The 25979-nt window shown below is 67.8% G+C and carries 23 protein-coding genes; 10 read left to right on the top strand and 13 right to left on the bottom strand.

Features of this window, described 5'->3' with window-relative positions; all coding sequences use genetic code 11:
* Positions 1-98 precede the first annotated feature (98 nt).
* Positions 99-1541 (top strand): CCA tRNA nucleotidyltransferase, encoded by a 1443-nt coding sequence (locus ACWIHY_RS10830; RefSeq protein ID WP_454375303.1) that lies wholly within the window; start codon positions 99-101, stop codon positions 1539-1541.
* Positions 1542-1646: 105 nt separating this feature from the next.
* Here ACWIHY_RS10830 and ACWIHY_RS10835 read toward each other — a convergent pair whose 3' ends face one another.
* From ACWIHY_RS10835 to ACWIHY_RS10845, 3 genes are all read right to left on the bottom strand, one after another.
* Positions 1647-2921 (bottom strand): MFS transporter, encoded by a 1275-nt coding sequence (locus ACWIHY_RS10835; protein WP_454375304.1) that lies wholly within the window; start codon positions 2919-2921, stop codon positions 1647-1649.
* Between the two features lie 117 nt (positions 2922-3038).
* Positions 3039-4121: an inositol-3-phosphate synthase gene (locus tag ACWIHY_RS10840; RefSeq protein WP_454375305.1), complete on the bottom strand. Its 1083-nt coding sequence runs from the start codon at positions 4119-4121 to the stop codon at positions 3039-3041.
* Between the two features lie 49 nt (positions 4122-4170).
* Complete coding sequence (locus tag ACWIHY_RS10845; RefSeq protein ID WP_454375306.1) at positions 4171-4854, bottom strand: helix-turn-helix transcriptional regulator; 684 nt, start codon at positions 4852-4854, stop codon at positions 4171-4173.
* Between the two features lie 366 nt (positions 4855-5220).
* On the opposite strand from ACWIHY_RS10845, the gene ACWIHY_RS10850 reads away from it, so the two are divergent.
* Positions 5221-7902, top strand: a complete 2682-nt coding sequence (locus ACWIHY_RS10850; RefSeq protein ID WP_454375307.1) for a transglycosylase domain-containing protein — start codon at positions 5221-5223, stop codon at positions 7900-7902.
* A gap of 62 nt (positions 7903-7964) precedes the next feature.
* On the top strand, positions 7965-9473 hold the full coding sequence (locus tag ACWIHY_RS10855; protein ID WP_454375308.1) for a glycosyltransferase family 87 protein: 1509 nt from the start codon (positions 7965-7967) through the stop codon (positions 9471-9473).
* Between the two features lie 61 nt (positions 9474-9534).
* Here ACWIHY_RS10855 and ACWIHY_RS10860 read toward each other — a convergent pair whose 3' ends face one another.
* The 3 genes from ACWIHY_RS10860 to ACWIHY_RS10870 form a co-directional block, all read right to left on the bottom strand.
* Complete coding sequence (locus tag ACWIHY_RS10860) at positions 9535-10566, bottom strand: alanine racemase (protein WP_454375309.1); 1032 nt, start codon at positions 10564-10566, stop codon at positions 9535-9537.
* Positions 10567-10642: 76 nt separating this feature from the next.
* Complete coding sequence (locus tag ACWIHY_RS10865) at positions 10643-11761, bottom strand: lipid II:glycine glycyltransferase FemX (protein WP_454375310.1); 1119 nt, start codon at positions 11759-11761, stop codon at positions 10643-10645.
* Positions 11762-11872: 111 nt separating this feature from the next.
* The gene (locus ACWIHY_RS10870) at positions 11873-12187 is read right to left on the bottom strand and encodes a hypothetical protein (RefSeq protein WP_454375311.1); all 315 of its coding nucleotides are present in this window, start codon (positions 12185-12187) and stop codon (positions 11873-11875) included.
* A 265-nt stretch (positions 12188-12452) separates the two neighbouring features.
* Here ACWIHY_RS10870 and rpsF point away from each other — a divergent pair, with 265 nt between their 5' ends.
* The 4 genes from rpsF to rplI all read left to right on the top strand — a co-directional run bounded on the left by rpsF (position 12453) and on the right by rplI (position 14160).
* Complete coding sequence (gene rpsF / locus ACWIHY_RS10875) at positions 12453-12743, top strand: 30S ribosomal protein S6 (RefSeq protein ID WP_006604399.1); 291 nt, start codon at positions 12453-12455, stop codon at positions 12741-12743.
* 75 nt (positions 12744-12818) lie between these two features.
* On the top strand, positions 12819-13415 hold the full coding sequence (locus tag ACWIHY_RS10880; RefSeq protein WP_454375312.1) for a single-stranded DNA-binding protein: 597 nt from the start codon (positions 12819-12821) through the stop codon (positions 13413-13415).
* Between the two features lie 43 nt (positions 13416-13458).
* Positions 13459-13695 (top strand): 30S ribosomal protein S18, encoded by a 237-nt coding sequence (gene rpsR / locus ACWIHY_RS10885; protein WP_003949403.1) that lies wholly within the window; start codon positions 13459-13461, stop codon positions 13693-13695.
* Positions 13696-13713: 18 nt separating this feature from the next.
* Positions 13714-14160 carry a 50S ribosomal protein L9 gene (rplI, locus tag ACWIHY_RS10890; RefSeq protein ID WP_028810714.1) on the top strand — a complete coding sequence of 149 codons (447 nt, stop codon included), beginning with the start codon at positions 13714-13716 and terminating at the stop codon, positions 14158-14160.
* 166 nt (positions 14161-14326) lie between these two features.
* On the opposite strand, the gene ACWIHY_RS10895 is transcribed toward rplI, so the two are convergent.
* Positions 14327-15664: an MATE family efflux transporter gene (locus tag ACWIHY_RS10895; RefSeq protein WP_454375313.1), complete on the bottom strand. Its 1338-nt coding sequence runs from the start codon at positions 15662-15664 to the stop codon at positions 14327-14329.
* Between the two features lie 477 nt (positions 15665-16141).
* On the opposite strand from ACWIHY_RS10895, the gene dnaB reads away from it, so the two are divergent.
* A complete protein-coding gene (gene dnaB, locus ACWIHY_RS10900; protein WP_454375469.1) occupies positions 16142-17599 on the top strand; it encodes a replicative DNA helicase in 1458 nt (485 codons plus the stop codon).
* Between the two features lie 542 nt (positions 17600-18141).
* Here the strand turns inward: dnaB and ACWIHY_RS10905 are convergent.
* Together ACWIHY_RS10905 and ACWIHY_RS10910 are read right to left on the bottom strand one after the other, a co-directional pair.
* A complete protein-coding gene (locus ACWIHY_RS10905; RefSeq protein ID WP_454375470.1) occupies positions 18142-19416 on the bottom strand; it encodes an MFS transporter in 1275 nt (424 codons plus the stop codon).
* Between the two features lie 17 nt (positions 19417-19433).
* Positions 19434-19973: an ArsR/SmtB family transcription factor gene (locus tag ACWIHY_RS10910; RefSeq protein WP_454375314.1), complete on the bottom strand. Its 540-nt coding sequence runs from the start codon at positions 19971-19973 to the stop codon at positions 19434-19436.
* A 1062-nt stretch (positions 19974-21035) separates the two neighbouring features.
* On the opposite strand from ACWIHY_RS10910, the gene ACWIHY_RS10915 reads away from it, so the two are divergent.
* The gene (locus ACWIHY_RS10915) at positions 21036-22412 is read left to right on the top strand and encodes a serine hydrolase domain-containing protein (protein ID WP_454375315.1); all 1377 of its coding nucleotides are present in this window, start codon (positions 21036-21038) and stop codon (positions 22410-22412) included.
* Between the two features lie 4 nt (positions 22413-22416).
* Here ACWIHY_RS10915 and ACWIHY_RS10920 read toward each other — a convergent pair whose 3' ends face one another.
* The 4 genes from ACWIHY_RS10920 to ACWIHY_RS10935 form a co-directional block, all read right to left on the bottom strand.
* Positions 22417-23223, bottom strand: coding sequence for a restriction endonuclease (locus ACWIHY_RS10920; RefSeq protein WP_454375316.1), 807 nt, complete (start codon positions 23221-23223; stop codon positions 22417-22419).
* A gap of 189 nt (positions 23224-23412) precedes the next feature.
* Positions 23413-23586 carry a hypothetical protein gene (locus ACWIHY_RS10925; protein ID WP_454375317.1) on the bottom strand — a complete coding sequence of 58 codons (174 nt, stop codon included), beginning with the start codon at positions 23584-23586 and terminating at the stop codon, positions 23413-23415.
* A 114-nt stretch (positions 23587-23700) separates the two neighbouring features.
* On the bottom strand, positions 23701-24153 hold the full coding sequence (locus ACWIHY_RS10930) for an N-acetyltransferase family protein (protein ID WP_454375318.1): 453 nt from the start codon (positions 24151-24153) through the stop codon (positions 23701-23703).
* Positions 24154-24163: 10 nt separating this feature from the next.
* Positions 24164-24622, bottom strand: a complete 459-nt coding sequence (locus tag ACWIHY_RS10935) for a MarR family winged helix-turn-helix transcriptional regulator (RefSeq protein ID WP_454375319.1) — start codon at positions 24620-24622, stop codon at positions 24164-24166.
* 138 nt (positions 24623-24760) lie between these two features.
* Between ACWIHY_RS10935 and ACWIHY_RS10940 the strand changes: the two genes are divergently transcribed.
* Complete coding sequence (locus tag ACWIHY_RS10940) at positions 24761-25978, top strand: MFS transporter (protein ID WP_454375320.1); 1218 nt, start codon at positions 24761-24763, stop codon at positions 25976-25978.
* The last annotated feature ends 1 nt before the right edge of the window (position 25979 follow it).

Raw genomic sequence — 25979 nt, forward strand, 5'->3', positions numbered from 1 at the left:
CGAAGTGCTGCCCACTGCTCCACATGATCGGAAGAGTCTTGTCGGGCGGCAATAAACGGTGAAGCTCAGGACGGCCGGGGCACGTACCCTTTTCTGTTGTGCCGAACGCCAACGAAGACAATCCCAGTGCCCTGAATCAGGTGCAGCGCCGCGCGGTCAGTGAACTGCTGCGGGTCTCCCCTGTCGCCGACGATCTCGCGCGCCGTTTCCAGGAGGCGGGCTTCAGTCTCGCGCTCGTCGGCGGATCGGTCAGGGACGCGTTGCTCGGCCGCCTCGGCAACGACCTGGACTTCACGACCGACGCCCGGCCCGACGACGTACTGAAGATCGTCCGTCCATGGGCGGACTCGGTGTGGGAGGTCGGGATCGCCTTCGGCACGGTGGGGTGCCAGAAGGCCGGCTACCAGATCGAGGTCACGACGTACCGCTCCGAGGCGTACGACAGGACCTCGCGCAAGCCTGAGGTGTCCTACGGCGACTCCATCGAGCAAGACCTCGTACGCCGCGACTTCACCGTGAACGCGATGGCCGTCGCCCTCCCGGAGAAGGAATTCGTCGATCCGCACGGGGGTCTCGAAGACCTCGCGGCCCGGGTCCTGCGTACGCCCGGCACCCCCGAGGAGTCGTTCTCCGACGACCCGCTGCGGATGATGCGCGCCGCGCGGTTCGCCGCACAGCTGGGCTTCGAAGTGGCGCCCGAGGTCGTCCAGGCGATGACGGCCATGGCGGAACGCATTGAGATCGTCTCGGCCGAGCGGGTGCGTGACGAGTTCAACAAGCTGATTCTCTCCGCCAACCCCCGCAAGGGTCTGCGGCTGCTTGTCGACAGTGGGATCGCCGGATCCGTGCTCCCCGAACTGCCGGCACTGCGCCTGGAAAGTGATGAGCATCACAAGCACAAGGACGTCTACGAGCACTCGCTGACGGTCCTGGAGCAGGCCATGGACCTGGAAGAGGCTGGGCCGGACCTGGTGCTGCGGCTCGCGGCGCTGCTGCACGACATCGGGAAACCGAGGACGCGGCGCTTCGAGGAGGACGGCCGGGTCTCCTTCCACCACCACGAGGTGGTCGGCGCGAAGATGACGAAGAAGCGCATGACCGCCCTCAAGTACTCGAACGACATGATCAAGGACGTGTCGCTGCTGGTGGAGCTGCACCTGCGCTTCCACGGCTACGGGACCGGTGAGTGGACCGACTCTGCCGTACGGCGGTACGTCCGTGACGCGGGCCCGCAACTGGAGCGGCTGCACAAGCTGACCCGCTCGGACTGCACGACGCGCAACAAGCGCAAGGCCGGCGCGCTCTCGCGGGCGTACGACGGGCTGGAGGAGCGCATCGCGCAGCTCCAGGAGCAGGAGGAGCTGGACGCCATCCGGCCGGATCTGGACGGAAACCAGATCATGGAGATCCTCGGCATCAGGCCCGGCCCGGAGATCGGCAAGGCGTACAAGTTCTTGCTGGAGCTGCGCCTGGAGAACGGTCCGATGGAGCATGACGCGGCGGTCGCGGCGCTCAAGGAGTGGTGGGCGACGCAGGGCTGAAGTCACGTTTCACGTGAAACATGACGACGGGCGTATGCGGTGAGGGGCGGTGTTTCACGTGAAACACCGCCCCTCACCGCATCAGGGCATGGTCGTTTGACGCGGCTATGCGCTGCCAACTCGGTTCCAGTGGAACAAGGTTGCGGCGACCGCCGCGTAGATCATCGCGACCGTGACTACCAGGGCAGCCGAGCGGCCGTCGTCGGGCAGCATCACCGCCGCCGTCGCCGCAGCGCCCACGAAGGCGACGTTGAACAGCACGTCGTAGATCGAGAAGATTCGCCCGCGATACGCGTCGTCGACCGACGACTGCACCACCGTGTCCGTGGTGATCTTCGCCGCTTGCGTCGTCAGCCCGAGCACGAAGGCGGCGACCATCATCGGCACGGGCTCGAAGGGCAGCGCCAGAGCCGGTTCGAGCACGGCGGCCGACCCCGCGCACGTGACCATCCACCCGTACGGTCCGAGCCGCCCCACCGCCCACGGCGTCAGTACCGCGGCCGCGAAGAATCCCGCCCCCGAAAATGCGGCGGCGACCCCGAGCAGCGCCAGTCCCTCGGACCCGTCCCCCTGCCCTTCGGACCACGCGTACCGGACGAGCATCAGCACCATGACCGTCAGGGCGCCGTAGCAAAAGCGCATCAACGTCATAGCGGTCAACGCGCGTGCCGTGGCCGGGCGCTGGGCCAGGTGCCGCATGCCGTCGGTGAGGCCCCGCGCCGTGGAGGCCAGAGCGGCCCCCAGCCGGGGCTGTACCTGATCAGGGCTGGGGCCGAGCAGCTCACGGCTCATGCGCAGCGACGACAGCGCGGCGCAGAGATAGAGCGCCGCCCCCAGCAGCACGACCACGGCGTCGGAGTCCGATGCCACCAGCCGTACGGCGAAGGCGAGGCCGCCGCCCGCGGTGGCAGCGAGCGTACCGGCGGTCGGGGACAGCGAGTTGGCCATGACGAGCCGGTCGGCGTCGACCACGCGCGGCAACGCGGCCGAAAGCCCGGCCAGGACGAAGCGGTTGACGGCGGTGACGGAGAGGGCCGAGGCGTAGAAGAGCCAGTCGGGCACCGACGCGAGGATCAAAAGCGCGGTGCCGCAGGCGAGGACCGCCCGCAGCAGGTTCCCGTACAGGAAGACCTGCCGGCGCTGCCAGCGGTCGAGCAGTACGCCCGCGAAGGGACCGACCACCGAATAGGGGAGCAGCAGTACGGCCATCGCCGAGGCGATCGCGCCGGGCGACGTCTGCTTCTCGGGGGAGAAGACGACGTACGCGGCGAGCGCGACCTGGTAGACGCCGTCCGCGGACTGCGAGAGCAGCCGGACCGTCAGCAGGCGGCGGAAGTCGGTCAGGCGCAGGAGTACGCGCAGATCACGTACGACGGGCATGCGAGCAAGCGTCACACACGTCGAGGGTCCCCGGGCGGATTAGCCCGGGGACCCTCGACGATCTGCCTGCGTGGAGCTTCAATCGAAGCAGGCGGAGCTGGCGCAGCAGGATGAGCTTTAGCGCTCGACCTCGCCCTTGATGAAGCTCTCGACGGCGCGGTGGGCCGCGTCGTCGAAGTACTGCACCGGCGGGGACTTCATGAAGTACGAGGACGCGGAGAGGATCGGGCCACCGATACCGCGGTCCTTGGCGATCTTCGCGGCGCGCACGGCGTCGATGATGACACCCGCGGAGTTCGGGGAGTCCCACACCTCGAGCTTGTACTCCAGGTTCAGCGGAACGTCACCGAAGGCACGGCCCTCGAGGCGTACGTACGCCCACTTGCGGTCGTCGAGCCACGCGACGTAGTCCGACGGGCCGATGTGGACGTTGTCGGCGCCCATGTCGCGGTCGGGGATCTGCGAGGTGACGGCCTGCGTCTTCGAGATCTTCTTGGACTCCAGGCGCTCACGCTCGAGCATGTTCTTGAAGTCCATGTTGCCGCCGACGTTCAGCTGCATCGTGCGGTCCAGGATGACACCCCGGTCCTCGAACAGCTTCGCCATGACGCGGTGCGTGATGGTCGCGCCGACCTGCGACTTGATGTCGTCGCCGACGATCGGGACACCGGCCTCGGTGAACTTGTCCGCCCACTCCTTGGTACCGGCGATGAAGACCGGAAGAGCGTTGACGAAGGCGACCTTGGCGTCGATGGCGCACTGCGCGTAGAACTTCGCAGCGGCCTCGGAACCGACGGGCAGGTAGCAGACGAGGACGTCGGCCTGCGTGTCCTTGAGGACCTGGACGACGTCGACCGGGGCCTCGTCGGACTCCTCGATGGTCTGGCGGTAGTACTTGCCCAGGCCGTCCAGGGTGTGACCGCGCTGCACCGTGATGCCGGAGTTCGGTACGTCGCAGATCTTGATGGTGTTGTTCTCGCTGGCGCCGATGGCGTCCGCGAGGTCGAGGCCGACCTTCTTGGCGTCGACGTCGAACGCGGCGACAAACTCGATGTCACTCACGTGGTAGTCGCCGAACTGCACGTGCATGAGACCCGGCACCTTGCCCGCCGGGTCGGCGTCCTTGTAGTACTCGACGCCCTGCACCAGCGAGGCGGCGCAGTTGCCCACGCCGACGATGGCTACGCGAACCGAACCCATTGGCGGTTGCTCCCTGTGTTCTCGACGAGGCCTGCGGAAGTGCAGGGCCTCACTTGACGGTGTCGTCGGACGGATCCGGACCGGTGTCGTCCCGGTGCCGGGGCAGGCCGTCCGTCTCTGCAGATGTGCTGTCGTGGCGAGCCGGGTTCTCGGGGTCGGATCGTCGCTGATCCCTCCCCGCCCGCTCGCTCTCGATGAGCTCGTTCAGCCAGCGCACTTCGCGCTCCACGGACTCCATGCCGTGCCGCTGCAGCTCAAGCGTGTAGTCGTCCAGGCGCTCGCGGGTACGGGCCAGGGAGGCGCGCATCTTCTCGAGACGCTCCTCCAGCCGGCTCCTGCGGCCCTCGAGCACCCGCATCCGCACCTCGCGCTCCGTCTGTCCGAAGAAGGCGAAACGAGCAGCGAAGTGCTCGTCCTCCCACGAATCGGGGCCGGTGTGGGAGAGCAGCTCCTCGAAGTGCTCCTTGCCCTCGGCCGTCAGCCGGTAGACGATCTTCGCCCGGCGACCCGCGAGCGAAGCGGCGAGCGCGTCCTCGGGAGCGCTGCCGGGCTCTTCGATCAACCAACCGTTCGCGACGAGCGTCTTGAGGCAGGGGTAGAGCGTCCCGTAGCTGAAGGCGCGGAAGACCCCCAGCGAGGTGTTGAGCCGCTTGCGCAGCTCGTAACCGTGCATCGGGGACTCGCGCAGCAGGCCGAGCACGGCGAATTCGAGGATGCCTGAGCGCCTGCTCATCCTTCGCCTCCTCAGTCGCCGACGGTCCTTATGCCGAGCTGATGTATCGACTCGATACATCCAGACGATAGAACGGGAGTGCCGATGGGACAAGGGGGGCCATCGTGAACGGCGTCACATCACCGATTCGGTGCATGCGACTTGCCTGATTTGGGGTGAACATCGGCACTGGGTGGGTTTTGACGGTGCGTAGTCTGTGCGGCATGCAGACCACCGGGAACCAAGTGACGCCAGGGAGCGTCCTCGTCCTGGATGCACATGAGGCCGTACGGACGAGCCCGGCCCCGGGCTGGTCCGTACTTCGGGGGGACCGGAACTCACCTGCCGCTTCCAGGCGATCTCGCCTGCCCGAGGAGTAGTCGTTCGATGAGCGAGCACCGTCGCAAACCGTCGCAGCCGCAGGACGGAGGACGTGCCGCGGCCCGGCGAGCCGCCCAGCAGCCATCAGGCCGCCGCGCGGCCCCCACGCGGGACACCAGCAGCACCACTGAGATGCTCTCCGGCTCGTACGGAGAGGAACGCCCCCCCGGCGGCAGAGCGGAAGCCCGCCGCGCCGCCCAGCGCGGCGCGTCCGGCGGCTCACGCCGCCGCGCCGCCGAGCCCGCGGGCCGCGGCGCCGGCCGGGGACGCGGGGGCCGGCAGGACGATGACCGGTTCATCAACTACCCGCGCTCGGACAGATACGGATGGCGACGGTTCGTGCCGTCCTGGAAGTTGGTCAGCGGCACCTGCCTGGGCTTCTTCGCGATCATGGTCGCGGGCATGGGGGTGGCGTTCGCGTGGGTGGACAAGCCCGACCCTCAGCTGATGGCTGAGGCAGAGAACAACGTCTTCTATTGGGACGACGGCACCCAGCTGGCGGCGACCGGCGGCCAGCGCAACCGTCAGATCGTCACCATCGACAAGATCCCGCAGCACATGCAGGACGCGGTGATCGCCGCCGAGAACGAGTCGTTCGAGGACGACTGGGGTGTCGACCCCATGGGCATCGGCCGGGCTGTTTTCAACATGGCCTTGGGCGGCGAGACCCAGGGTGGCTCGACCATCACCCAGCAGTACGTCAAGAACAACTTCCTGGACCAGGACCAGACGCTGAAGCGCAAGTTCACCGAGCTGATCATTTCGATCAAGGTCGGTGCCACGGACAAGAAGTCGACCATCATGGCCGGTTATCTCAATACCGCCTACTTCGGCCGTGACGCGTACGGAATCCAGGCTGCGTCCCAGGCGTACTTCGATAAGAACAGTGACGAGCTCAATCCGGACCAGAGTGCGTTCCTGGCAAGCCTCCTGAAGGGACCGAACCTCTACAACCCTGACGGTGGCATCGGTACTGCCGCTACCTCTGATAAGAACAGGGCGCGTGCAGAGGAGCGCTGGAAGTGGATTCTGGACCGCCAGGTCGAGGTGAACCGCATGACGCAGCAGGATCGGGCCAAGTACACGACGTTCCCGAAGCTCAAGGACTCCGGGCAGGCCAGTGGCCTCAAGGGCCAGAAGGGCTACCTGGTCGAGACCGCCAAGAAGTACGTGATGAAGCAGACCAACATCACGCCGGAGAAGCTCGAGCGGGGCGGCTATCGCGTCTACACGACCTTCAACAAGGAGAAGGTCAAGGCGATGGAGAAGGCGGTCAACAAGACCAAGAAGGAGTTCCTCAACGCCAAGGAACGCCCTGACACGGACAAGCTCGTCCAGTTCGGCTCGGCTTCGGTAGACGTGAAAACCGGCGCGATCGTCGCCCTGTACGGCGGCGATGGCTGGGACAAGAAGCACTTCACCAACAACGCCGACACGTCGGGTGTCCCCGTCGGCTCGACCTGGAAGCCGTACGTCCTCGCAGCGGCCATGGAACACGGCACCCAGCAGACCACCCCTACTGGCCTTTCGCCGATGAGCAAGTACAACGCCAATGACCTGATCGAGATCAAGTACCCGAACGGCACCCCTGTTCCGGGCAAGAACGGTCAGCCGTTCCGGCAGAAGAACGAGAGTGACAAGGCCTACGGCTACGTCACACTCAGGGAAGCGATGGAGAAGTCCATCAACACCCCCTTCGTGCAGCTCGGCTTCGATGTCGGCCACAAGCGTGTCGCCGACATGGCAGCGGACACCGGAATCCTCAGGGACACCATGGACAGTTTCAACGCGTCCTTCTTCCTGGGTACCTCCACTCCGAGCGCCATCCGCATGGCGGACTCGTATGCGACATTCGCCGCGTCCGGCGAGCACCACGAGCCGTACTCGGTGAAGAAGGTGCTCCTGGACGGCGTGGAGAAGTCCGGCTTCGAGAAGCCCAAGTCCCAGCGGGCCATGGACCCGGAAGTCGCGGACAACGTCACCGACGTCCTCAAGAACGTGGTCGAGAGCCCCGAGGGCACCGGCACCAAGGCGCAGAAGCTGGGGCGCCCGGCCGCGGGCAAGACCGGTACCACCGACAAGAACAAGTCGGCCTGGTTCGTCGGCTACACCCCGCAGCTGTCGACCGCGGTCACCCTGTTCCGTACGGACCCCGAGTCCCGCAAGCTGCTCTCCATGAACGGCACCGGCGGCGTCCCCTCCATCCACGGTGGTGACATTCCGGCCGAGGTGTGGACGAACTACATGCGCGACGCGCTCAAGGGCGAGGACGTAGAGGACTTCCCCGAGGCCACCCCGATCGGCGAGAAGGCCGATGGAGTCGGGGCGCCGTCACCGACGCCGACCCCGTCGCCGTCCGAGGAGCCGTCCGAGACGCCGTCCGCCAGCCCGTCCGAGAGCCCCTCGGAAACCCCGTCACCGTCCGAGACCCCGAGCCCGACCGAGACCTGCAACCCGCTCGACTGGCGCTGTGACGACGGCAAGAACAGCGGCGGCGGAGACAACGCCGGCACGGACGCCGGCGGAACCGACACCGGTGGTACGGACACCGGCGGCACCGACACCGGCGGGACCACCGACGGCACCACCACCGACGGCGGCACGACCGACGGCACCACCACCGACGGCGGGACCGACGGCAAGCCCGGCAACGGCAGCAGCGGTGGCCTCTTCGGAGGCGGTGGCTGACGCCACGCCCCACCCCACCCCTGACGAGGGCCGTCGCACCCCGGTGCGGCGGCCCTCGCCGCATGCACAGACCCGTACGGCAGGATGACCCCATGACGAGCGTGCACGAGGACCGGCCCGTAGTACGGCCCACGCATCAGGACGAGGTCGCCGCGGCAGGCAGCGAGCTGATCGGCGGACCCGTCGGCCGGTGGGCCGCGCTGGGCGAGGGCCGGCTCTCACCGGTCCGCGTCGTCGCCCTGGTAGCGATCGGCATGTTCGCGCTCGGCATGGTGCAGAAGATCCCGTGCTACGAGTGGGCCTGGTTCCGCGGCACCAGTTCGCAGTACACGCATGCCTGCTACTCCGACATCCCGCACCTGTACCTGGGGCGCGGCTTCGCCGACGGCCTCGTGCCGTACTTCGACCGCCTGGCCGGCGACATGGAGTTCCTCGAGTACCCCGTCCTGACAGGGCTCTTCATGCAGGTCGCGGCCTGGTTGACCACGCCTTTCGACGGCTCCGTACAAGAGCGCGAACAGGCCTACTGGATGGTCAACGCGCTCATGTTGATGATCTGCGCCGCCGTCACCGCCGTCTGTGTCGCCCGTACGCACCGGCGGCGCCCCTGGGACGCCCTGCTCGTCGCCCTCGCGCCGGCCCTGGCCCTCACCGCCACCATCAACTGGGACCTGCTGGCCGTCGCCCTGACGGCCGCCGCGATGCTCATGTGGTCCCGGGGACGCTCGCTGGCCTTCGGCATCCTCATCGGGCTCGCCACCGCCGCGAAGCTCTACCCCGTACTCCTTCTGGGACCGCTCCTCGTGCTGTGCTGGAGAGCGGGCAAGTACCGGGAGTACGGCGCCGCGCTGCTCGGTGCCGCCGGGGCCTGGCTGCTGGTGAACCTGCCAGTCATGATCTTCGCCCCCGAGGGGTGGAAGAAGTTCTACACCTTCAGCCAGGAGCGGTCCGTCGACTTCGGCTCCTTCTGGCTGATCATCACGCAGCGCACCGGAAAGCCGCTCGACGTCGAAGCCGTCAACACCTACGCCACGCTGCTGATGATCGTGCTGTGCGCCGGTATCGCCGCGCTGACGCTGACGGCCCCCCGCCGGCCGCGCTTCGCCCAGCTCGCATTCCTGGTCGTCGCCGCGTTCGTCCTCACCAACAAGGTCTACTCACCGCAGTACGTCCTGTGGCTCATCCCCCTCGCCGCCCTGGCCCGGCCGCGCTGGCGCGACTTCCTGATCTGGCAGGGCTGCGAGGTCATGTACTACCTCGGGATCTGGATGTACCTCGCGTACACCACCAGCGGCGACAAACAGCGGGGTCTGCCCCCCGAGGGCTATCAGCTCGCCATCGCGCTGCATCTGCTGGCCACGCTCTACCTGTGCGCCGTCGTCGTACGCGACATCCTGATGCCGGAGCGGGACGCCGTACGGCGCGACGGCTCGGACGACCCCTCGGGGGGTGTCCTCGACGGAGCGGAGGACACCTTCGTCCTGGGGAAGGCCGCCCACCCGCCGCGGCATGCGGCGCACCACTTCGAGGGGCCACGGGTGGAATGGGGCGCACCCACGTCGGGCGGCTGACGCCGCGGTCGGTCGGTTCCGTTGCCGGCTGACCCTGCTGCCGGCTGACGCCGGCGCGGGCTCAGCGGTCGACGATGCGGTCGAACTGCGTCGTCGTGTGGCGCAGATGGGCCACGAGCTCCTCGCCCACCTTCGGCTCCTGCGCGTCCGAGGGGACGAACAGGATCGACACCTGCATGTGCGGAGGCTCAGCGAACCAGCGCTGCTTGCCCGCCCACACGAACGGCGCGAGATTGCGGTTCACCGTGGCGAGACCGGCCCGCGCCACGCCCTTCGCGCGCGGCATCACACCGTGCAGCGCCTTGGGCGCCTCCAGGCCGACGCCGTGCGACGTGCCGCCCGCCACCACCACGAGCCAGCCGTCCGACGCCGCCTTCTGCTGGCGGTAACCGAACCGGTCGCCCTTGGCCACCGGGGTCACGTCCAGCACCGAGCCGCGGTACTCCGTCGCCTCGTGGTCGCCCAGCCACAGCCGCGTGCCGATCCGCGCACGGAAGCGGGTCTGGGGGAACTGCTGCTGCAGCCGCGCCAGTTCGTCGGCCTTCAGGTGGCTGACGAACATCGTGTGCAGCGGCAGCCGGGCCGCCCGCAGCCGGTCCATCCACCCGATGACTTCCTCGACCGCGTCGGAACCGTCCGTACGGTCCAGCGGGAGGTGCAGGGCGAAGCCCTCCAGGCGTACGTCCTCGATGGCCGCGTGGAGCTGCCCGAGCTCCTCCTCCTTCACGCCGTGACGCTTCATCGAACTCATGCACTCGATGACGACACGGGCGCCGACCAGCGCGTGCACCCCGTCCACCGACGACACCGAGCGCACCACCCGGTCCGGCAGCGGAACCGGTTCCTCACCGCGCCGGAACGGCGTCAGGACGAGCAGGTCACCGCCGAACCAGTCCTTGATGCGGGCCGCTTCGTAGGTGGTGCCGACGGCGAGGATGTCCGAGCCGAAGCGGGTCGCTTCGTCCGCGAGCCGCTCATGGCCGAAGCCGTAGCCGTTGCCCTTGCAGACCGGCACGATTCCCGGGAACTGATCGAGCACGGACTTCTGGTGCGCCCGCCAGCGCGCGGTGTCGACGTAGAGGGTGAGCGCCATGGCCGGTCCGGAACCTTTCTCGTGGCTGCGGTGTATCAGAGGTATGAAGGGGAGCGAATTCAGATTCGAGCAGGGATCAGCGGCGCGACATGTACATGTCGAGTGCCTTGTGCAGCATCTTGTTGAGCGGGAAGTCCCACTCGCCGACGTACTCCACAGCCTCCCCACCCGTACCCACCTTGAACTGGATCAGGCCGAACAGGTGGTCGGTCTCGTCGAGAGAGTCGGAAATGCCTCGCAGGTCGTAGACGGTCGCGCCCATCGCGTACGCGTCACGCAGCATCCGCCACTGCATCGCGTTCGAGGGCCGGACCTCGCGGCCGATGTTGTCGGAGGCGCCGTACGAGTACCAGACGTGCCCACCGACGACCAGCATCGTCGCGGCGGACAGGTTCACGCCGTTGTGCCGCGCGAAGTACAGCCGCATGCGGTTGGGGTCCTCGGCGTTCAGGACGGACCACATGCGCTGGAAGTACGACAGCGGGCGCGGCCGGAACTTGTCGCGCACAGCGGTGATCTCGTACAGCCGCTGCCACTCGGCGAGGTCCTCGTATCCGCCCTGGACGACCTCGACGCCGGCCTTCTCGGCCTTCTTGATGTTGCGCCGCCACAGCTGGTTGAAGCCCTTGAGGACATCGTCGAGCGACCGGTTGGCCAACGGCACCTGGTAGACGTAACGCGGCTGCACGTCACCGAAACCGGCGCCGCCGTCCTCGCCCTGCTGCCAGCCCATCTTCCGCAGACGGTCCGCCACTTCGAAGGCACGCGGCTCGATGTGCGTCGCCTCGATGTCCCGCAGACGCTTCACATCCGGATCCTGGATACCGGCCTTGATGGCGGGCGCGTCCCAGCGGCGGATGACCACCGGCGGACCCATCTTCACGGAGAAGGCACCCTGCTGCTTCAAATGCGCCAGCATCGGCTGCAGCCAGTCGTCCAGATTCGGCGCGTACCAGTTGATGACCGGGCCCTCGGGCAGATACGCGAGATACCGCTTGATCTTCGGCAGCTGCCGGTACAGCACCAGACCGGCGCCGACCAGCACACCGCCCTTGTCGAACCAGCCCAGGCTCTCCGAACGCCACTCCGTCTTCACATCAGCCCATGCGGGAACCTGGCAGTGGCTCGCCGCGGGCAGGCTCTGGATGTATGCCAGATGCTGCTCTCGGCTGATGGTCCTCAGGGTCAGGCTCATGCGGGGCGCTCCTCGGCAGGTCTGTCCCCATGGGATCAGGGGCTCCGGCTCTCGCGCCGAAGCCTACTGCGCCCGGGGAGCGCCCCGACTGGCCCTCTGGCCCAGCCGGGCCTATCCCAGCACCCCGCCGAACAGCCCGCCGTGGGCCATGCCGAGGAAGAAGCCCACCGCGGACGCTCCCAGACCGACGATCATCGGGAACCGCTCGCGCGTCGTGGCCGAGATGAACTGGCCGTAAGCACCCGTGATGATGCCCATCAGCCCGGTCCACGAGCTGAGCAGATGCAGGTTGTGGAACATCGCCGAGACAAAGGCGATCGCGCCCAGCGCGAGCGTCACCGCCAGCAGCGTGTCCTGAAGCGGATGAGGCTTGCCGTCGGTCTCGAAGAGAGAGCTCGAGGAGTGTCGTCGCATTGCCTGCGCCATGAGGCACCTCCTGCTGGAAGCGGCGAACCGTCGCCGCACATGCCCGATGTGTACAGATTGTGACCCTTCCTGGCCGGATTTCAACCGGAAGGCGGTGAGCAGGTAGTCTGTACGGTCTGCACCGGTGTCTGCCCACGCCAGAAAACAGGCCTCTTCCCACGAAGGAGGCGGCTTGTCAGTGGCGGCCGATACCGTTGCGTACGCATCACGACCCTCCTGCCACGGAACGACCGTGGCCGCTGAGTCCAAAGGAGGTGGGTTCCACATGCGTCACTACGAAGTGATGGTCATCCTCGACCCCGATCTCGAGGAGCGCGCTGTCTCCCCGTTGATCGAGAACTTCCTCTCCGTCGTCCGTGAGGGCAACGGAAAGGTCGAGAAGGTCGACACCTGGGGCCGTCGTCGTCTGTCCTACGAGATCAAGAAGAAGCCTGAGGGCATCTACTCGGTCATCGACCTGCAGGCCGAGCCTGCGGTCGTCAAGGAGCTCGACCGACAGATGAACCTGAACGAGTCGGTCCTCCGGACCAAGGTCCTCCGCCCCGAAACCCACTGAGCTCAGTAGCTCAGCGGTAATCGGGTCCGAGTAGCAACAAGCAGCCAGCAGCAATCCCCGCCGAGAGGTTCACCCATGGCAGGCGAGACCGTCATCACGGTCGTCGGCAATCTCGTCGACGACCCCGAGCTGCGCTTCACCCCGTCCGGTGCGGCGGTCGCGAAGTTCCGTGTCGCGTCCACTCCCCGCATCTTCGACAAGCAGACCAATGAGTGGAAGGACGGCGAAGGCCTGTTCCTCACCTGCTCGGTCTGGCGTCAGGCGGCGGAGAACGTCGCAGAGTCGCTTACGCGAGGCATGCGCGTCGTCGTTCAGGGCCGGCTCAAGCAGCGGTCCTACGAAGACCGCGAGGGCGTCAAGCGCACGGTCTACGAGCTGGACGTCGAAGAAGTCGGCCCCAGCCTCAAGACGGCCACGGCCAAGGTCACCAAGACCACCGGCCGAGGTGGTCAGGGCGGGTACGGCGGCGGTCAGCAGGGCGGTCAGCAGGGCGGCGGCAACTGGGGCGGAGCCCCCGGCGGCGGCGGCCAGCAGGGCGGCGGCGCTCCCGCCGACGACCCCTGGGCCAGCAGTGCACCGGCCGGCGGCGGCCAGCAGCAGGGCGGCGGCAGCTGGGGCGGAAGCTCCGGCGGGTCCTCCGGCGGCGGCTACTCGGACGAGCCCCCCTTCTAGGGCGGGCCCGTACACCACTTCTTGATCACACAGGAGAAACACCATGGCGAAGCCGCCTGTGCGCAAGCCTAAGAAGAAGGTCTGCGCATTCTGCAAGGACAAGGTCACGTACGTGGACTACAAGGACACGAACATGCTGCGGAAGTTCATTTCCGACCGCGGCAAGATCCGTGCCCGCCGCGTGACCGGCAACTGCACGCAGCACCAGCGTGACGTCGCCACGGCAGTCAAGAACAGCCGTGAGATGGCGCTGCTGCCCTACACGTCCACCGCGCGATAAGGGAAGGGTGACCGAAAAATGAAGATCATCCTCACCCACGAGGTCTCTGGCCTCGGCACTGCCGGCGACGTCGTTGACGTCAAGGACGGCTACGCTCGCAACTACCTGGTCCCGCGTGGTTTCGCGATCCGCTGGACCAAGGGTGGCGAGAAGGACGTGGCGCAGATCCGCCGCGCCCGCAAGATCCACGAGATCGCGACCATCGAGCAGGCCAACGAGATCAAGGCCAAGCTCGAAGGCGTGAACGTGCGTCTGGCCGTTCGCTCCGGCGACGCCGGCCGTCTCTTCGGCTCCGTCACCCCGGCCGACGTCGCTTCGGCGATCAAGGCTGCCGGTGGCCCCGAGGTCGACAAGCGTCGCGTCGAGCTGGGCGCCCCGATCAAGACCCTTGGTTCGCACCAGGTCTCCGTGCGTCTGCACGCCGAGGTCGCCGCGAAGCTGGGCGTCGAGGTCGTCGCCGCCTAAGCGCTGCGCACCGCAGAACAGCCAGAAGGGCCGCACCCCACGGGGTGCGGCCCTTCGTCGTTTCACGTGAAACACCGTCCGAGCCCGTGTGTGCCGCGCGGCCGACGCCGCGCAGCGGGCCCAACCCTTACGCGCAGCGCCTGGCCTCTGCACATGGCATGTGGCCTCAGCGCGTGGCGCCCGTGACGATCCAACGGCCCGAACGCGCACGCAGCCACAGCGTCAGCATCCGCACCACCATCATCAACGTCATCGCCCACCACAAAGCGGTCAGCCCGCCGCCCAGCACCGGCACCAGCAGAGCTACCGGCGTGAAGACCGCGAGCGTCGCCAGCATGGCCCAGGCCAGATAAGGCCCGTCCCCCGCGCCCATCAGCACACCGTCCAGCACGAACACGACCCCCGAAATCGGCTGGGACACAGCCACCACCAGCAAGGCCGGCAGCAGCGCGTCCCGCACGACGTCGTCGCTCGTGAACAGCGGAATGAACAACGGCCGCGACACCGCGACCAGCACACCGAGCACCACTCCCGACACAATGCCCCACTGCACCATCCGCCGGCACGCCTCCTGCGCACCCTTGGCGTCCTCGGCGCCCAGATAGCGCCCGATGATCGCCTGACCCGCGATGGCGATTGCGTCCAGGGCGAACGCCAGCAGACTCCACAGCGACAAAATGATCTGGTGCGCCGCGACATCCGCGTCACCGAGCCGGGCCGCCACCGCCGTCGCGATCATCAGCACGGCGCGTAGCGACAACGTGCGGACCAGCAGCGGTGCGCCTGCCTGCGCGCAGGCACGTATCCCCGCTGCATCCGGGCGCAGAGACGCGCCGTACTTCCTGGCGCCCCGGACCACCACCACGAGATAGGCGGCGGCCATCCCGCATTGGGCGATCACGGTCCCCCACGCGGAACCGGCGATGCCCAGCCCGGCGCCGTACACGAGCCCTACGTTCAGAGCCGCGTTGGCGGTGAACCCGCCGACGGCGACATACAGCGGGGTCTTCGTGTCCTGGAGGCCCCGCAGGACACCCGTGGCCGCGAGTACGACGAGCATGGCGGGGATGCCCAGGCTGGAGATCCGCAGATACGTGACGGCGTGCGGAGCCGCCGTGTCGGACGCGCCGAAGAGATCGACCAGCCAGGGCGCACCGGGCAGGACGAACACGATCACCGCGGCGCCGAGGAGCAGCGCGAGCCAGATGCCGTCCATGCCCTGCCGGATGGCGGACGGGAGGTCGCCGGCGCCGACGCGGCGGGCGACCGCGGCGGTGGTGGCGTAGGCGAGGAAGACGAAGACGCTCACCGCCGTCATCAGGAGCGTGGCTGCGATGCCGAGACCCGCGAGCTGCGGGGTACCGAGGTGGCCGATGACCGCGCTGTCGACCATCACGAAAAGGGGCTCCGCGACCAGGGCGCCGAAGGCCGGAAGGGCGAGCGCGACGATCTCGCGGTCGTGCCGGCGTCGGCTGGTCTTCGCTGCCGTGGGGGCCTGAGTCATGAGGTCAATCTAATCTTCCACAGGTAAGAGATGCAATGGCCTTGCGATCCTTACGGGTGGGTGCTTTCGGGGTTCGGCTGTGCGCCGTTTTTTCTGATCTTGAACCGGTGGGCAAAGTTTTTCTTCCCCACAGCCGGTGGACGGAAAAAGTGCAGGTCAGCGGCTTGATGGTGAGGGCGCTATGAGTTTGTCCACAGTGCTGTCCCCCGGTCCATGCACAGGTTCTGTGGGGTTCTCCACAGCAACTCGTCTTTCGTCCACATGGCCTGTGGATAACCAGATTGGCTGACGGTGCCCGCGGGCCTACCGTGGTGCGGCGCCCGCCTTCCGTTCCGGCCCCGGAAGCTCGTCGAACTCGATGCGCCGGAACCGGAGTCGGGCGTCTCATTTGTCAGAGCCGTGCCGTAAGAAAGAGTGGCACAGCGAGGTCCGCGCAGCGGACGGGAGGAGGTGGCCCGGGTGAGCATTTCCGAGCCATTGGACGACCCCTGGGCCGACAGCGGTCCGGGTGACCGTCTGCCCTCCCGCCGGCGTCGTGGCGAAGGTCGGGGCCGCGAGGAGCAGCACGACCGCGGCGGCGAGGGCGGCGGCTGGGAGGGCGGTTCTCCCGCTTTCGAGCGGGTGCCCCCGCAGGACCTCGACGCCGAGCAGTCCGTTCTCGGCGGCATGCTGCTCTCGAAGGACGCCATCGCCGACGTGGTGGAGATCCTCAAGGGGCACGACTTCTACCGCCCGGCCCACGAGACCGTCTACACGGCGATTCTCGACCTCTACGCCAAGGGCGAGCCGGCGGACCCCATCACCGTGGGCGCCGAGCTGACCAAGCGCGGGGAGATCACGAAGGTCGGCGGAGCGTCGTATCTGCACACCCTGGTGCAGACGGTGCCGACGGCGGCCAACGCGGAGTACTACGCCGAGATCGTCCATGAGCGCGCGGTGTTGCGCCGGCTGGTCGAGGCGGGCACGAAGATCACGCAGATGGGATACGCGGCCGACGGCGACGTCGACGACATCGTCAACGCCGCTCAGGCCGAGATCTACGCGGTCACCGAACAGCGGACCAGCGAGGACTACCTGCCGCTCGGCGACATCATGGAGGGCGCGCTCGACGAGATCGAGGCGATCGGGTCCCGTACGGGCGAGATGACCGGTGTTCCCACCGGTTTCACGGACTTCGACTCGCTGACCAATGGCCTGCACCCCGGCCAGATGATCGTCATCGCGGCTCGTCCCGCCATGGGTAAGTCGACGCTCGCGCTGGACTTCGCGCGGGCCTGCTCGATCAAGAACAACCTGCCGAGCGTGATCTTCTCCCTGGAAATGGGGCGCAATGAGATCGCGATGCGTCTGCTTTCGGCGGAGGCCAGGGTGGCGCTGCACCACATGCGTTCGGGCACGCTGACGGACGAGGACTGGACGCGGCTGGCGCGCCGGATGCCGGACGTCTCGCAGGCGCCGCTGTACATCGACGATTCGCCGAACCTGTCGATGATGGAGATCCGTGCGAAGTGTCGTCGGCTGAAACAGCGCAATGATCTGAAGCTGGTGATCATCGACTATCTGCAGCTGATGCAGTCCGGTGGTTCGAAGCGGGCGGAGAGCCGTCAGCAGGAGGTCTCGGACATGTCCCGAAACCTGAAGCTGCTGGCGAAGGAGCTGGAGCTTCCGGTGATCGCGCTGTCGCAGCTGAACCGTGGTCCGGAGCAGCGTACGGACAAGAAGCCGATGGTCTCCGACCTTCGTGAATCGGGTTCCATCGAGCAGGACGCGGACATGGTCATCCTGCTGCACCGTGAGGACGCGTACGAGAAGGAGTCGCCGCGTGCGGGTGAGGCGGACCTGATGGTGGCCAAGCACCGTAACGGCCCCACGGCGACGATCACGGTGGCGTTCCAGGGTCACTACTCGCGCTTCGTGGACATGGCGCAGATCTGATCGCTGATGTAGGGGGCCGGTTTAGTTCAGCAATCGAGCTCGTTTCTCAGCTGTACATCAGCAACGTTGGATAGTTCAGCACTCCGAAACCTCGGCGGGCTGTTGTCACCCGACCTGATGGACCGAGATCAACCGTCGCATGAACGTGGCGGAGTTGGGCTGCGCTCCGACTCGCACAGCGGCTGTTTCACATGGTGCTGGGGGTGCGCTGGTATCGCTGCGGGCGTTGAGGAAGCGACCGGCAAGCAGCTCCTTCAACGTGAACATGGACGCAGGGTCCTCCAACTCACAGAAGACGGGCGCAAGTTCCTTGGGGAGGCTCTCGATGCGCTTGCCCTCCTGGAAAGCCCACCAGTGCCGGTGGCAGGCCCCCGCCAAAGTCGCCCGCGTGACCGAGCCCCCTGTCGAGTAGGGCTGACCAACCATCTGTGCGTCGCCCCCGCGGGCCTCCCGGCAGCGGCCGGAGCAGTGGCGCTGGCACTGACGACGACCCGCCGGTCGAGCCCCACCCCGAAACTTTCGTGACACTTTCCGCGAAAGCGTCACAACTGTTCGGGCGTGCTCTCCCGAATGGGATCCGCGGATTCCGGGTGACCTGGACCGTCGACCGGGGCGGCGCCACGCAGTGCCGCCTCGACCCGGCGGTTGCCGGTCATGGTCGCTGTGACGGCGGTCATGGTGAGGAGGAGGCCGGCGGCGGCGTAGAGCGGGGCGCGTATGTCGTAGGTGGTGGCCAGCCAGCCGCCGAGGAAGGCGCCGAACGGGGCGGCGCACATGGCGAGCATGCGGGAGGTGGAGGCGACCCGGCCCAGCAGGTGGGCGGGGACGATCGCCTGTCGGAGGGAGGGGCCGAGCACCATCGTGGCGCCCATGCCCGCTCCGCAGACGGCGAGCGCGAGGCCGGCGATGTACGGGTTCGGGGCGGCGGCAAGGCCCAGGATGGCGAGTCCCTCGGCTGCGGCGGTGCAGGTCAGCGCGGTGCCGGTGCCGAGTCGTCGGCCGAGGAAGGAGGCGATGCCCGCGCCGAGCAGGCCGCCGGTGGCCTCCGCCGTGAGGAGCAGGCCGAAGCCGAAGGTGTCGATGCCGAGACGGTCGTGCGCGAAGAGGGCGAGTACGGTCCCCACGGCGAGGAAGGCGATGTTCCCGACCGCCGGACGGAGCGCGAGCCCGAGCAGCAACTGATCCCGGAATACGTACGAGGCGCCGGCCCGCGCCTGTCGAAACAGCGACTCACGCGCCTGCGGTACGGGCCGGGGTGCGGCAGGCAGCGACCGTACGAGCAGTGCGGAGAGGGCGAACGACACCGCGTCGGCGAGCAGCGGAACCGCCCGCCCGAGCGCGAGCAGCGCACTGCCCGCAGGCGGCCCCGCGAAACCGGACGGGGCGGTCTGGGTGCCGCGCAGTCGGGAGTTGGCGCGCTCCAGGAGTGCGGGGTCGCGGCCGAGCAGATGCGGCAGATAGGCCGTGGCGGCCGTGTCGAAGAAGAGTCCGCCGAGGCCGAGCAGGAAGGCGACGGCCGCGAGCAGCGGAATGCTCAGCACGTCGAGCGCGGCAGCCGCCGCCGGTATCGCGAGCAACACCGCACGCGCCGCGTCGGCGACCCACATCGTGCGCCGGCGGTCCCAGCGGTCCACCAGCGCACCGCCGAGCACCCCGAAGAGCAGCCACGGCAGCGTCCCGGCGGCCGTGACGGCGGCGAGGGCCAGGGGATTCCGCGTCAACGTCAACGCGAGCAGCGGCAGCGCGGCATGCGTCACCCCGTCACCGAGTGAGGACACCGTCTGCGCGGTCCACAGCCGTCCGAACCCGGCTGGCAACTCTCTTACATCTGAGATCACTTGGCATCACCCTCGGCCTGCTCGCGTGGCGCCGGCCGAAACAGCGCGAAGGCGAGCGACGCGTCCGGCAGCGACGGATCGGACAGTTCCCGGTACTCGTCCGCCAGTGCCTGCAGCCGCGCCCCCAGCTCCGCGAACTGCTCCTCGGTGAGTCGCAGATGCGCCATTCGCACATGCCGCTCGCCATCCACAGGCGCCGCCTCCAAGTCCGCCACCGCATGCCGCATCAGCGCATCCGGCTGCCCCGCCCCCGGATCCGGCAGCACGATCGCCCGCGCGGCCATCGCGTAGTACCGCTCGGTGACCCCCCGCACCTTCCGTGTCCGCACCACCTTCACGAGGCCGGCCCGCTCGAGCAGCCGCACGTGATAGCTGGAACTTCCCTTCGCGAGGCCCACCCGCTCGGCGATCTGCGTAATCGTCGCCGGCTCGAAGCGGAGCACGGCCATGATCCGGTGACGCGTGAGACTGGAGACGGCGCGTAGCTGCGCGTCAGTGGTGACATGAAGTGTCTGGGGAAGATCATCGGAGGACATGTGCTGAATGGTCAATGAGTCTTGACCATTCAGCAAGAGGATTACGTGCGGCCTTCCGGAGTTCGCTGTCCGGCGCGAGAGGCCTTCGCTCCTGGGCAAGGTGGCGGCCCGCTCCCTGCCGCCGCTGGTCTGGGACCGCCGACGCGGCTACCGGCTCATGGACAACGCACCGGAGGTCTGGATCGGCTACGAAGTGGTCTTCACCCGCCGCTGGGAGAGCGCGCTTGCCGACTTCATCGCCCTCCACCAGCTGCAACGGCCCGATGCCCCTACGCCTCGACCCTGCTCGCGCGGTTCGGCGCGGTCCGGTCCACGCTCCAGATCCTGGCCGGCCTGGAACGGAAGCTCGTCACGCCCCCTGTTCCCGAATACGCCGGCTCACTGGGAGCGGTGGCTTGTTGAGCCGCTGGGCACACCGGAGTCCTGGGCCCGGCCGCGTCACCCGACTCCGCGGCCTGGCTTGATCTCGTCCGGCAGCGGGCTTGTCGGCGCTCTCACAGCGACTGGCCAGCTGGTCATGCCGACGAACTCGACGGTCAGCACATCGTCTATGAACCGGTCCTCGGCGCCAGGCGAGGCCGGCGAGCGGGATGAGCGTCACGCCGGAGTGAGTTGTGCCCCTGCAGCTACGGTGCTTTCAGTCTCGGCTGCTCAGGAGCGCTGGACCATCCCGCGGGCGGCGGTACTGAGCCGTGCTGAAGTCGGAGTAAACCGCTGGTCGGTAGGCGGGCACTGAGATGCCCGCTGCAGCTGAAATTGTAGGTTCTCTGATTCCGGCCTCGGACGGGACGGCCGAGCACTACGTCCGTCTGACCAGGGCCGATCTGGAGAACGTCCTCCAGCACGTCTGAGTCGTCGGCCCTGGCACCGCCCAACCCGGCGAACTCCTCACCGGTGACACCACCCCGCTCACCCGCGAGCAGGCCGCGGCCCTCGCCATCGACCTCGCCCGCCGCAGTATCCCCGCCGAATCGCAGGTCACAGAGCTGCCGCCTGACAGCGAAGCTGAGAACCTACAGAAATGAGGTCGACGGGGCGGGTCGGTGCCGGTAGGTGTTGACCATGACTTCACCGTTCGAAGATTTGCTTCCGAGTACGCAACGCGCCCTCCTGCATCGCATTGCCACCGCACAGGCCGAGGGCAGGGCGCCCTCGTTCGTCGCGGCGGTGCAGCGTGATGGGCGGACGGTGTGGACCGGGTCCCGTACCTGTGTCGACGGGCATGGGCCGGATGCGGACACGCAGTACCGGATCGGTTCGATCACCAAGACGTTCACCGCTGTGCTGGTGCTGAGGCTGCGTGACGAGGGCCTGCTCGGCCTGGGTGATCCGTTGGAGAAGCATTTGCCGGGTACAGGGGTGGGCGAGGTGACTGTCGGTCAACTTCTGAGCCACACTGCGGGGTTGTCGGCAGAGACGCCCGCGCCGTGGTGGGAGCGGACGCCGGGCAGTGTGCGTCCTGAACTCGCCGATGTGCTGGGTGACGGGGTTCGGATGCATCCGGCCGGGCGTACGCACCATTACTCCAACCCCGGTTACACGCTGCTCGGTCAGCTCGTTGAGGCGGTGCGGGGGGAGTCCTGGGCGGAGGTGCTGCGTCGCGAGGTTCTTGAGCCGTTGGGGATGCGGCGTACGGGCCCGCAGGCCGTGGCCCCGCATGCGGGCGGCTGGGCGGTGCATCCGTGGGCGGATGTGATGCTGCCGGAACCGTCCGTGGACCTCGGTCTGATGGCTCCGGCCGGCCAGCTCTGGTCGACGACTGCTGATCTGTGTCGCTTCGCGGCGTTCCTCGCGGCGGGGGACGAGAAGGTGCTGCGTCCGGAGTCCGTACGGGAAATGCGTACGCCCGCTGCTCCGGCGGACCCCGGGGACCCGTTCGGTGGGTACGGGCTGGGGTTGCAGATCGTGCGGAACGGTACACGGACGCTGGTGGGGCACACCGGGTCGCTGCCGGGTTTTGTGGCCGGGCTGTGGGTGAGTGTGGAGGACGGTGTGGCCGCGGTGGCGCTGGTCAACGCCACGTCGGGACTGTCCGCTCCTGCGGTGGCCGCGGATCTGATCCGTATCGTCGTGGAGTCTGAGCCCCGTATTCCGGTGCCCTGGCGGCCGTTGCCGGAGGTGGACCAAGAGCTGCTGGCGCTGACGGGGCCCTGGTTCTGGGGCACGTCGTCGTACGCCCTGACTCTCGGTGTGGACCGTGGTGTGGAGCTTCAGCCGCTGCGGGGCAGCGGTCGGGGCTCGCGCTTCGCGGCGTGGCCGGACGGCACCTGGGTCGGCCTCGACGGTTACTACCTGGGGGAGACGCTCCGGGTGGTGCGGCGGGGGGACGGCTCGGTGAGCCACCTGGACCTGGGCTCGTTCGTCTTCACGCGCGAGCCGTACGAGCCGGCGGACGCGATTCCTGGAGGCGTGGACGAGGGCGGTTGGCGGGGGCTGTGACGTTTCACGTGGAACCGGGCATCCGGGCGGGATGCCGGTAGAGTGCGGGCGGGCCCGAAGCCGCACGTTCCGATTGCGACTTCGGGCCCTTTCTGTGGACCGATTGCGCCCTTGTGCCTGTACGGCACGAGGTTGAGGACCTGCAGCTGGGCTCCGTTGTTCCACGCCTCCAGCAGGCCCGGTGGACCGCTGTCACGTCGTGGCGCGCGGCCAGCAGCAGGGCGTCCCGGGTGAACGGGCAGGTGGCGACGAGTAGTGCGATGTCGGCGTTGTACCCGAGCTTGGCCATGCCGATGAATTGCTGGACGTCACCGCTTGCGATGGTCGATCCGCGGTTGCGGGACTTGCACTGGACGACGATGCGGCGGCCGTCGGGGGTGTAGGCGACGATGTCCGCGCCTGTGTCGCCGTGGCCTCCGGTGACCGTCACGCGGTCGCAGCCGTCGCGTCGGCAGAGCCAGGCGATGTGCTGCTCGAACTGGCGGGGGTTCATGGCGTCGAGTGCGCCCATCGAGCCGGCTGCCTCGCGCTCGCGCAGTACGCGCCGGAGGTGGGTCACTTCGTCCTCGAGTGCCTGGATGCGACCCCGGTGTTCGCCGTTGCTGTGGACTGCGGCGTTGAGCAGGGGGACGACGGCGCGGCCGATAGTGGTGCGGCAGACGTCCTCCGCGATCTCGGCGACCTTCGCGCCGGTGCACGTGACCGGGCGTTGGTCGAGGAATTCGGTGATGTGCTCGTCGATCAGTGCGGCGAGCCTGTGGACAAAGTTATCCACAGGCTGCGGGCGCTGGATTTCCTCGATGTCGAGCAAGGTGAGTACGCACCTGACGTGCGACGACGCTGTCACGGAGCAGCATGGCGACGTTGAGCACGGTTGTTCTTGTGAACAACCCGACCTTGCTTGTATAGCGGTCCACGGAGGCTCCTGCCTTGAAGGCAGTAACCTCCTCGCTGGTCGCCAGGGCGTAGCCGTTCGACTCAAGCTCCTCACGGTGGTCGGTCACCTGTACACGGCACCCTCGAGCACCTCGAAGTAGGTGGCGACCATCTGTGTCGTCACATGCGTCCCGTCCGGGAGCAGTGAGAGCGCTTTGGCTTTGTCGAGCGTTTCCGTGCGTTCCGCGACGCTGTCGCGCAGCGACCTGGATTCCAGCAGGGTCACTTCGTTGACCATCCGGCTCGCTCCTCCTGGGGTGTTGGGGCCAGTTCGAGTGTGGGGACGAGATCCGGACATACAGGCGCCCCACTTGCCTGGGGCAACGAGCCAAATCGGATAAAGAAACGGTTGTCAGATACTCAGCTTGAATCCGACATGGGAGGCCTCGAAGCCGAGTCGCTCGTAGAAGCGGTGGGCGTCGGTGCGGGTGGCGTCGGAGGTCAGTTGGACCAACTGGCAGTTCTGGCGGCGGGATTCGTCGATCGCCCACTCGATCAGCTGGGTTCCGAGGCCGCTGCCGCGTTCGTCGGCGTGGATGCGTACGCCTTCGATGACCGAGCGGGTGGAGCCCCTGCGGGACAGCCCGGGGATCACTGTGAGCTGGAGGGTGCCGACGACCCGGTCGTCGCGTGCGGCGACGACGACGTGCTGGTTCGGGTCGGCGATGAGGCGGGCGAGCGCGGCGGTGTACGGGGTGAGGTCGTCGGGGGACTCGCGCTGGGCGCCCAGGGGGTCGTCGGCGAGCATGGCGACGATGGCCGGGAGGTCGCGGAGGGTGGCGGGGCGTATCTCAAGATCGTTCATGGGGCGCAGGTTACGCGGGGACCCGTAGCTCCTCCACTGCCCTGACCAGGGGTGCGAGTTCGGTGTTCTTGGCGGCTTCGTCGAGCGCCTCGCGCAGTGCGGCGTCGTTGGTGGGACGGGCTTCGGCGAGCAGGGCCTGGCCGGTCTCGGTGACGTCGGTGTAGATGCCGCGCCGGTCGGTGTCGCAGAGGTAGCGGGTGAGCAGGCCGCGGTCCTCGAGGCGGGTGACCAGGCGGGTGGTGGCGCTCTGGCTCAGTACGACGGCGTCGGCGACCTGCTGCATGCGCAGGTGTCCGCCGGGGCCGCTGTGCTGGCGGCTGAGGACGTCGAGGAGTGAGTACTCGCGGACGCTCAGGCCGTGCCGGCTCTGGAGGGCCTTCTCGATGTGGGTGTCGATCCTGCCGTGGAGCAGGGAGAGGGCGCACCAGCCCTGGGAGAGGGCGGTCAGTGCGGGGTCTGTCGCTGTCATGGATCTCTCCTTGTCCGGAGCGGCTTGAACTCAGGATAGACGACCACCGCAATAGCCCGCGCTTGCAATTAACCCGCGTCTGCAATTAATGTGAACGCTCGTAAGGCGCATGTGCAATCTATTTCGGAAGGTCTGGCCATGCCACTCGCCCTCCTCGCCCTGGCCATCGGGGCGTTCGGTATCGGCACCACGGAGTTCGTGATCATGGGCCTGCTGCCCGAGGTCGCCGCCGACTTCGGTGTCTCGATCCCCACCGCCGGCTATCTGGTCAGCGGCTACGCCCTCGGTGTCGTGCTGGGTGCTCCGCTGATGTCGGTCCTCGGCACCCGGATCTCCCGCAAGCGCATGCTGATGCTGCTGATGGGGCTGTTCATCGCGGGCAATGTGCTCTCGGCGCTCGCCCCCTCGTTCGGGGTGATGCTCACGGGCCGCGTGGTCGCCTCCCTCGCGCATGGCGCGTTCTTCGGCATCGGGTCGATCGTCGCGGCCGATCTGGTCGCCCCCCAGAAGAAGGCCGGAGCCATCGCCATGATGTTCACCGGTCTGACCGTCGCCAATGTCGTCGGCGTCCCGCTCGGCACGTTCATCGGCCAGAGCTACGGCTGGCGCGTGACCTTCGCCGCGGTGGCTGTGCTCGGGGTGCTCGGTCTCGTGGGTGTCGCCCGGCTCGTACCGGAGATGCCCAAGCCCGAGGGCGTACGGCTGCGCCACGAGTTCGCCGCCTTCCGCAATGTGCAGGTGCTGCTCGCCATGGCGATGACCGTGCTCGGCTTCGGCGGTGTGTTCGCCGCGATCACCTACCTCGCGCCGATGATGACCGGCGTTGCCGGCTACTCCGCCGGGTCCGTCACGTGGCTGCTGGTCCTCTTCGGTCTCGGCATGGTCGGCGGCAACCTGATCGGCGGCAGGTTGGCGGACTGTGCGCTGATGCCGCTGCTGTACGTGTCCCTGGGCGCCCTCGCCGTGGTCCTGGCCCTCTTCACGGTCACCGCCCACCACCAGATCGCCGCGGCCGTCACGATCGTGCTGATCGGCGGGCTGGGCTTCGCGACCGTACCGCCGCTCCAGAAGCGCGTACTGGACCAGGCAGCGGGCGCCCCCACTCTGGCCTCCGCGGTCAACATCGGCGCTTTCAACCTCGGCAACGCGCTCGCTGCCTGGCTCGGTGGCCTCGTCATCGCGGCGGGCCTCGGCTACACCGCGCCCAACTGGGTCGGTGCGGCACTCGCCGCGTCGGCCCTCGGCCTCGCGTTCCTGTCCAGCGCCCTGGAGCGCCGCTCGGACGCACGCGGCCGGGTCGTCGCGGGGTCGGTCCCCGAGCCGGCCGCCGTCTCCGCTGCTGCCGCACATCGCTGAA

The sequence above is a fragment of the Streptomyces sp. NPDC055287 genome (assembly GCF_053646035.1).